Annotated in this window: 6 protein-coding genes, 4 tRNA genes and 1 rRNA gene; 2 read left to right on the top strand and 9 right to left on the bottom strand. The window is 48.4% G+C overall.

Translation table 11 applies throughout. The features are described 5' to 3' along the window. From ABRZ26_RS24585 to ABRZ26_RS24560, 6 genes are all read right to left on the bottom strand, one after another. The coding region (locus ABRZ26_RS24585) for a GTP-binding protein (protein ID WP_319606648.1) at positions 1–675 on the bottom strand (675 nt) is incomplete at its 3' end. 109 nt (positions 676–784) lie between these two features. Next, a tRNA-Thr gene (locus tag ABRZ26_RS24580) sits at positions 785–860 on the bottom strand. Between the two features lie 7 nt (positions 861–867). Then, positions 868–942, bottom strand: a tRNA-Gly gene (locus tag ABRZ26_RS24575). Between the two features lie 128 nt (positions 943–1,070). Next, a tRNA-Tyr gene (locus ABRZ26_RS24570) sits at positions 1,071–1,155 on the bottom strand. A 15-nt stretch (positions 1,156–1,170) separates the two neighbouring features. Then, positions 1,171–1,246 (bottom strand) — tRNA-Thr (locus tag ABRZ26_RS24565). A 113-nt stretch (positions 1,247–1,359) separates the two neighbouring features. Then, positions 1,360–1,578 (bottom strand): hypothetical protein, encoded by a 219-nt coding sequence (locus ABRZ26_RS24560; protein ID WP_319606647.1) that lies wholly within the window; start codon positions 1,576–1,578, stop codon positions 1,360–1,362. Here ABRZ26_RS24560 and ABRZ26_RS24555 point away from each other — a divergent pair. Together ABRZ26_RS24555 and coaA are read left to right on the top strand one after the other, a co-directional pair. After that, positions 1,577–2,125, top strand: coding sequence for a GNAT family N-acetyltransferase (locus tag ABRZ26_RS24555; protein ID WP_319606646.1), 549 nt, complete (start codon positions 1,577–1,579; stop codon positions 2,123–2,125). The two genes, ABRZ26_RS24560 and ABRZ26_RS24555, sit on opposite strands and share 2 nt — an antisense overlap. 220 nt (positions 2,126–2,345) lie before the next feature. After that, positions 2,346–3,296 (top strand): type I pantothenate kinase, encoded by a 951-nt coding sequence (coaA, locus tag ABRZ26_RS24550; protein WP_319606645.1) that lies wholly within the window; start codon positions 2,346–2,348, stop codon positions 3,294–3,296. A 42-nt stretch (positions 3,297–3,338) separates the two neighbouring features. On the opposite strand, the gene birA is transcribed toward coaA, so the two are convergent. The 3 genes from birA to rrf form a co-directional block, all read right to left on the bottom strand. Further along, positions 3,339–4,298 (bottom strand): bifunctional biotin--[acetyl-CoA-carboxylase] ligase/biotin operon repressor BirA, encoded by a 960-nt coding sequence (birA, locus tag ABRZ26_RS24545; protein WP_319606644.1) that lies wholly within the window; start codon positions 4,296–4,298, stop codon positions 3,339–3,341. After that, positions 4,295–5,332: a UDP-N-acetylmuramate dehydrogenase gene (gene murB / locus ABRZ26_RS24540; protein ID WP_319606643.1), complete on the bottom strand. Its 1,038-nt coding sequence runs from the start codon at positions 5,330–5,332 to the stop codon at positions 4,295–4,297. Before murB ends, birA begins: the two co-directional genes overlap by 4 nt. A 153-nt stretch (positions 5,333–5,485) precedes the next feature. Then, positions 5,486–5,601, bottom strand: a 5S ribosomal RNA gene (gene rrf, locus ABRZ26_RS24535). Between the last annotated feature and the right edge of the window lie 4 nt (positions 5,602–5,605).

Here is a 5,605-nt window from a genome sequence, read left to right as displayed (position 1 = left end):
ACCACGACCGGAGATGGAGAATACGTCTTCGATAGGCAGCAGGAACGGTTTGTCAATCGCACGCTCCGGTTCCGGGATATAAGAATCCAGCGCTTCAGCCAGTTCGACGATTTTCGCTTCCCACTCAGCTTCGCCTTCCAGCGCTTTCAGCGCGGAACCACGAATGATTGGCGTATCATCGCCCGGGAAATCGTACTGAGACAGCAGCTCGCGCACTTCCATCTCAACCAGTTCCAGCAGCTCTTCATCATCAACCATGTCGCATTTGTTCAGGAACACGATGATGTAAGGAACGCCAACCTGGCGACCCAGCAGGATGTGCTCACGGGTCTGCGGCATCGGGCCGTCAGTCGCGGCAACAACCAGGATCGCGCCGTCCATCTGCGCGGCGCCGGTGATCATGTTTTTCACATAGTCGGCGTGTCCCGGGCAGTCAACGTGCGCGTAGTGGCGAGTCGGGGTATCGTATTCAACGTGAGAGGTGTTGATGGTGATACCACGGGCTTTTTCTTCCGGCGCGTTATCGATCTGATCGAATGCACGGGCGGCGCCGCCGTAGGTTTTAGCCAGAACGGTAGTAATGGCGGCAGTCAGCGTTGTTTTACCATGGTCAACGTGGCCGATAGTACCGACGTTAACGTGCGGTTTTGTACGTTCAAATTTTTCTTTAGACATCGATTGTCCCTCTAAGACACGGATAAATCGGTGGTATCACCACATCAACCAAGCGTTTGCTTGCTGAATTTTTTAACAGAAAGAAAATCAGGAGGAGGAATTAAAGAAGTGGTGCTGATAGGCAGATTCGAACTGCCGACCTCACCCTTACCAAGGGTGCGCTCTACCAACTGAGCTATATCAGCACATCTTTGGAGCGGGCAGTGGGAATCGAACCCACATCATCAGCTTGGAAGGCTGAGGTAATAGCCATTATACGATGCCCGCATCCTGGAACTCGGCTACCTGATTTTTCTGTAGACTTTGAAATTGGAGAATAAAGCATCCTCCGCATTCTTCGATCCGGCTTAGTATTGCATACCGTATCGATTTTATCCTGTCACCAGGATTGAATTTGGTGGTGGGGGAAGGATTCGAACCTTCGAAGTCTGTGACGGCAGATTTACAGTCTGCTCCCTTTGGCCGCTCGGGAACCCCACCTGATTGTCTACTTGATGGTGCCGGCTGCCGGAATCGAACTGGCGACCTACTGATTACAAGTCAGTTGCTCTACCTACTGAGCTAAGCCGGCATCAAGTGCTGCGCATTCTAGGTAGACCGAACGGCCTATGCAACAAAAAAATCGTATAAAATGCGCTATCGCTTAGATTTTATCCAAATTTGAACATGAATCCACGGCGACGGTCATGATCCGCACAAAGAAGCATCAAATCCACCGAGTAGCAAATGCCCGATCGGTGAAAGAGCAAGCAGCGTTAATTGCACCAAAAACGTGATGCTTGCCCCGTTAAAAAGCATTTTTGCATCACTCAATCTGGCTATTGCGCAGCCACCAGCAGTCATAACCTGGAACGAATCTTGCTTAGGTATGAATATGCCCCACCAAGCCAGGAGACCCGCCATGAAAATCGTATCCCTTAACGTCGCCACTTTACCGGTCTATCGCGGCGAACTTGCTAATCTATTGAGCGATGCAGTCGCCAAGGGCGCTTCCGTTGGATATCAGGCTCCTTTGGCGCACGAAGAAGCGGAAAGTTATTTCCATAGCTTACGCCCGTCATTAGCGAAGGGAGAACGTCTGTTATGGATTGCCCGCGACATTGAAGGCGTCATTGGCAGTGTACAGCTTGAACTCTGTCAAAAAACAAACGGGCAGAACAGAGCCGAAGTTCAAAAGCTGCTGGTACATAGCCGGGCGAGAAGGATGGGAGTCGGCAGACAATTAATGCAAGCGCTGGAAAAAGCCGCTTTGCAGCAACAGCGTGGATTGCTTTATCTGGATACTCAGGCCGGTTCGCCTGCTGAAATGTTTTATCGTTCACTGGGCTATCGGTATTTAGGCGAACTTCCCGATTACGCCAGTACGCCCGATGGCTATTATCATCCTACCGCCATTTATTACAAACGCCTCTTCGCCGTGAATCACGTAGGTCGAGCGATTGCCAGTTAATTTCTATCCTGGTGCCTCTGGTTTCAGATCGGCACCGGGTATCAAATTGTTTTTCTCCTCTTATTTCCACCAGCAAAGTGTTAACCTGCTCATAAACCAAATTATTATACAAAGAAAAGGTTCTATGCCCTGAGCCTGGCTGATTATACTATGTAGCGCGTTTAGCTTAGGTGGGCTAGAGTCCCCTTTCTTACCTGTACAAGCAGGCAGAATTAGACTTATGAGAAATAGAGAACAATCTTTGGCTACACCATATCTACAATTTGATCGCCGCCAATGGGCCGCCTTACGCGATTCAGTTCCATTAACGCTGACTGAAGAGGAGATAGTTAAACTCAAAGGGATTAATGAAGATTTATCCCTGGATGAAGTTGCTGAGATTTATCTGCCTTTATCCCGCCTGCTTAACTTCTACATCAGCTCAAATCTGCGTCGTCAGGCTGTTTTAGAGCAGTTTCTAGGAACGGATGGTCAAAAGATCCCTTATATCATTAGTATTGCCGGCAGCGTAGCGGTGGGTAAAAGCACCACAGCCCGCGTATTGCAGGCGTTACTCAGTCGCTGGCCGGAACATCGCAGCGTAGAGTTGATCACCACTGACGGCTTCCTTCATCCGAATAAAGTGCTGAAAGACCGTGATCTGATGAAGAAGAAGGGTTTCCCGCAGTCTTATGACATACATAGCCTGGTGAAATTCGTTTCTGATATTAAGTCAGGCGCATCAAAAGTGACCGCGCCGACTTATTCACACCTCATTTATGACATTGTTCCCAATCATCATAAGGTACTCAAGCAGCCCGATATTTTAATATTGGAAGGTTTGAATGTATTACAAAGCGGCATGGATTATCCTCATGATCCGCACAGAGTTTTCGTCTCTGACTTTGTTGATTTTTCTATTTATGTCGATGCGCCGGAAGACTTACTAAAAACTTGGTATATCAATAGGTTTTTGAAGTTCCGGCAAGGTGCGTTTTCAGATCCCAGCTCATATTTTCACAACTACGCAAAGCTATCGGAACAAGAGGCGATCGATATCGCCTCACAGCTTTGGCTGGAAATAAACGGTCTCAATTTAAAGCAGAATATTCTGCCGACGCGTGAGCGAGCCAGCCTTATTATGACGAAAAGCGCCAATCATGCTGTAGAATACGTTCGATTGAGAAAATAGGTATTCACCCAGAATAAAGGGGGGTGATATTCCCCCCTACTTTTATAACCCTCTTAACGAAATTTCCCCGCCAATATAGGGAGTTATTTCGCCATCAGTTTCCAGCAACAGTGCGCCTTGCTGATCGATGCCTCGATCAATCCCATGTATCTCTCTATTGCCGATAATCAGCTTAACAGGACGATTAAAATAATTATCCAACTGTTGCCAGCGGGAAATAAATGGGGATAACCCTTGCTGTTCAAACATAGTCAGCGCGCGTCTTAGCTCTGAAATAAGCGTAGCCGCCAATATATTACGATCGACAGAGATCCCTGCTTCCTGAAGATTTATCCATCCTTGATTGATGATATTATCTGTCGGTTCACGCATCCGTAAATTAATACCGATTCCGATCACCAAGTGGGCCGCATCACCCGTTTTCCCCGTCAACTCAACCAGAATACCAGCCAGTTTGCGGTCGTTCAGATACAGGTCATTCGGCCATTTGACGCGAACGCCCTCCGCCCCCAGATTATGCAGCACCTCAGACATGACTATCCCGATAATCAGACTTACGCCAACCGCTGCTGCCGGGCCTTGTTCTAAACGCCAATATAACGACAGATAAAGATTGGCGCCAAAAGGAGAAAACCACTGACGCCCCCGACGCCCTCTTCCCGATTGCTGATATTCGGCAATACAGGCATCGCCGGAGGATAACGCGTTAAACCGATCTAAAATATATTGATTCGTCGAATCAACTACCGGTAAAACAGTAACGCCGCCCTCTGGCAGGTTGGCGAGGATCTTTTCCTCGTCCAGCAATTGCATTGGTGCCGGCAAACAATACCCTTTGCCGGTAACGGTAAAAACATCGATCCCCCATTCCCGGATCGTCTGAATATGCTTATTGATCGCCGCCCGACTCATTCCCATCATTTCACCCAGAACTTCCCCTGAGTAAAAACCGCCATCAGACAGAACATTGATTAATTTGAGAGGAACTTTAATATCCCTCATGATAATACCTCGACAGCATTGACTTCTCCCCGAGCGGCGATAAAACGGACCTCTGGCTCCAACCAAACGCCAAATCGCTCAGCGACCTGGTTTCGGACATGACGCGCCAAATTAACAACATCAAGACTCGTGGCATGATCTTGATTAATTAAAACTAATGCCTGCTGGCTATGTACTGCCGCGCCTCCCACCTGGAAGCCCTTTAGTTGGCACTGGTCTATTAACCATCCTGCGGCCAGTTTAACCTGACCATCAGGTTGCGGGTAATGCGGGGCGTTGGGGTATGTCTTCAAAATAGGGGCCGCACTATCGGCCTTAATGACCGGGTTCTTGAAGAAACTTCCGGCATTCCCGGTCACCGCTGGATCAGGCAGTTTACTGCGCCGCATGTGACATACCATGTCGAATATTTGCTGCGGCGTTACCGTTGCCGGATCCAATTTGTGCAAATCACCATAACCTAATACGGGGCGCCAATCTTTATCTAAATATAACCCAACGGCAACAATGACAAATCCGTCCCGGTATCGATGTTTAAATATGCTTTCCCGATAGCCAAACTGACATTCAGAAGCAGTGAGACGTTTTATTGTTCCGTGGGCCAAATCCAACAAATCAACATACTCACATACGTTCCTCAACTCTACGCCATAAGCACCGATGTTCTGAATAGGCGCCGAGCCGACACATCCAGGGATCAAAGCGAGATTCTCTAAACCTGCGATTCCCAAGGTGAGCGAGTGCTGAACCAGATGATGCCAATTTTCGCCAGCTCCGATATGAAGATGCCAACCATTGTCATCCTCTTTAACCTCGATACCTTTCACACGATTAAGCAGGATTGTGCCGACAAAATCTTCGAGGAAAAGAACGTTACTGCCTTCGCCCAACAGCAAGACCGGGCTTTGCGATGAACAAGCCGCTCTCCATCCAGCAATGAGTTGATCCGGTGTATCCGCTACGGTGATTTGCGACGCAAAAACAGGTAATGCGAAAGTATGATGTGATTTTAAGGATATGACACTATTCGTCATAGCATGAATACTCTTTAGCTCAGATATTCCATAGTCTACCTGATCCAGAACGGATATTAGCGTGGTTTTATCTTAATAACGACCGCGGATCACCGCCATTCCATAACGCAAAAAGCCCCATGCTTGCGCATGAGGCTTTTTACTTTATTTGATGCCTGGCAGTTCCCTACTCTCACATGGGGAGACCCCACACTACCATCGGCGCTACGGCGTTTCACTGCTGAGTTCGGCATGGGGTCAGGTGGGACCACCGCGCTATCGCCGCCAGGCAAA

This window comes from Brenneria sp. L4-2C, assembly GCF_040240335.1.
In the GTDB taxonomy this organism is placed as follows: domain Bacteria; phylum Pseudomonadota; class Gammaproteobacteria; order Enterobacterales; family Enterobacteriaceae; genus Brenneria.
Note: the sequence above shows the minus strand (reverse complement) of the source record. Positions and strands in the feature narration are given on the sequence as shown.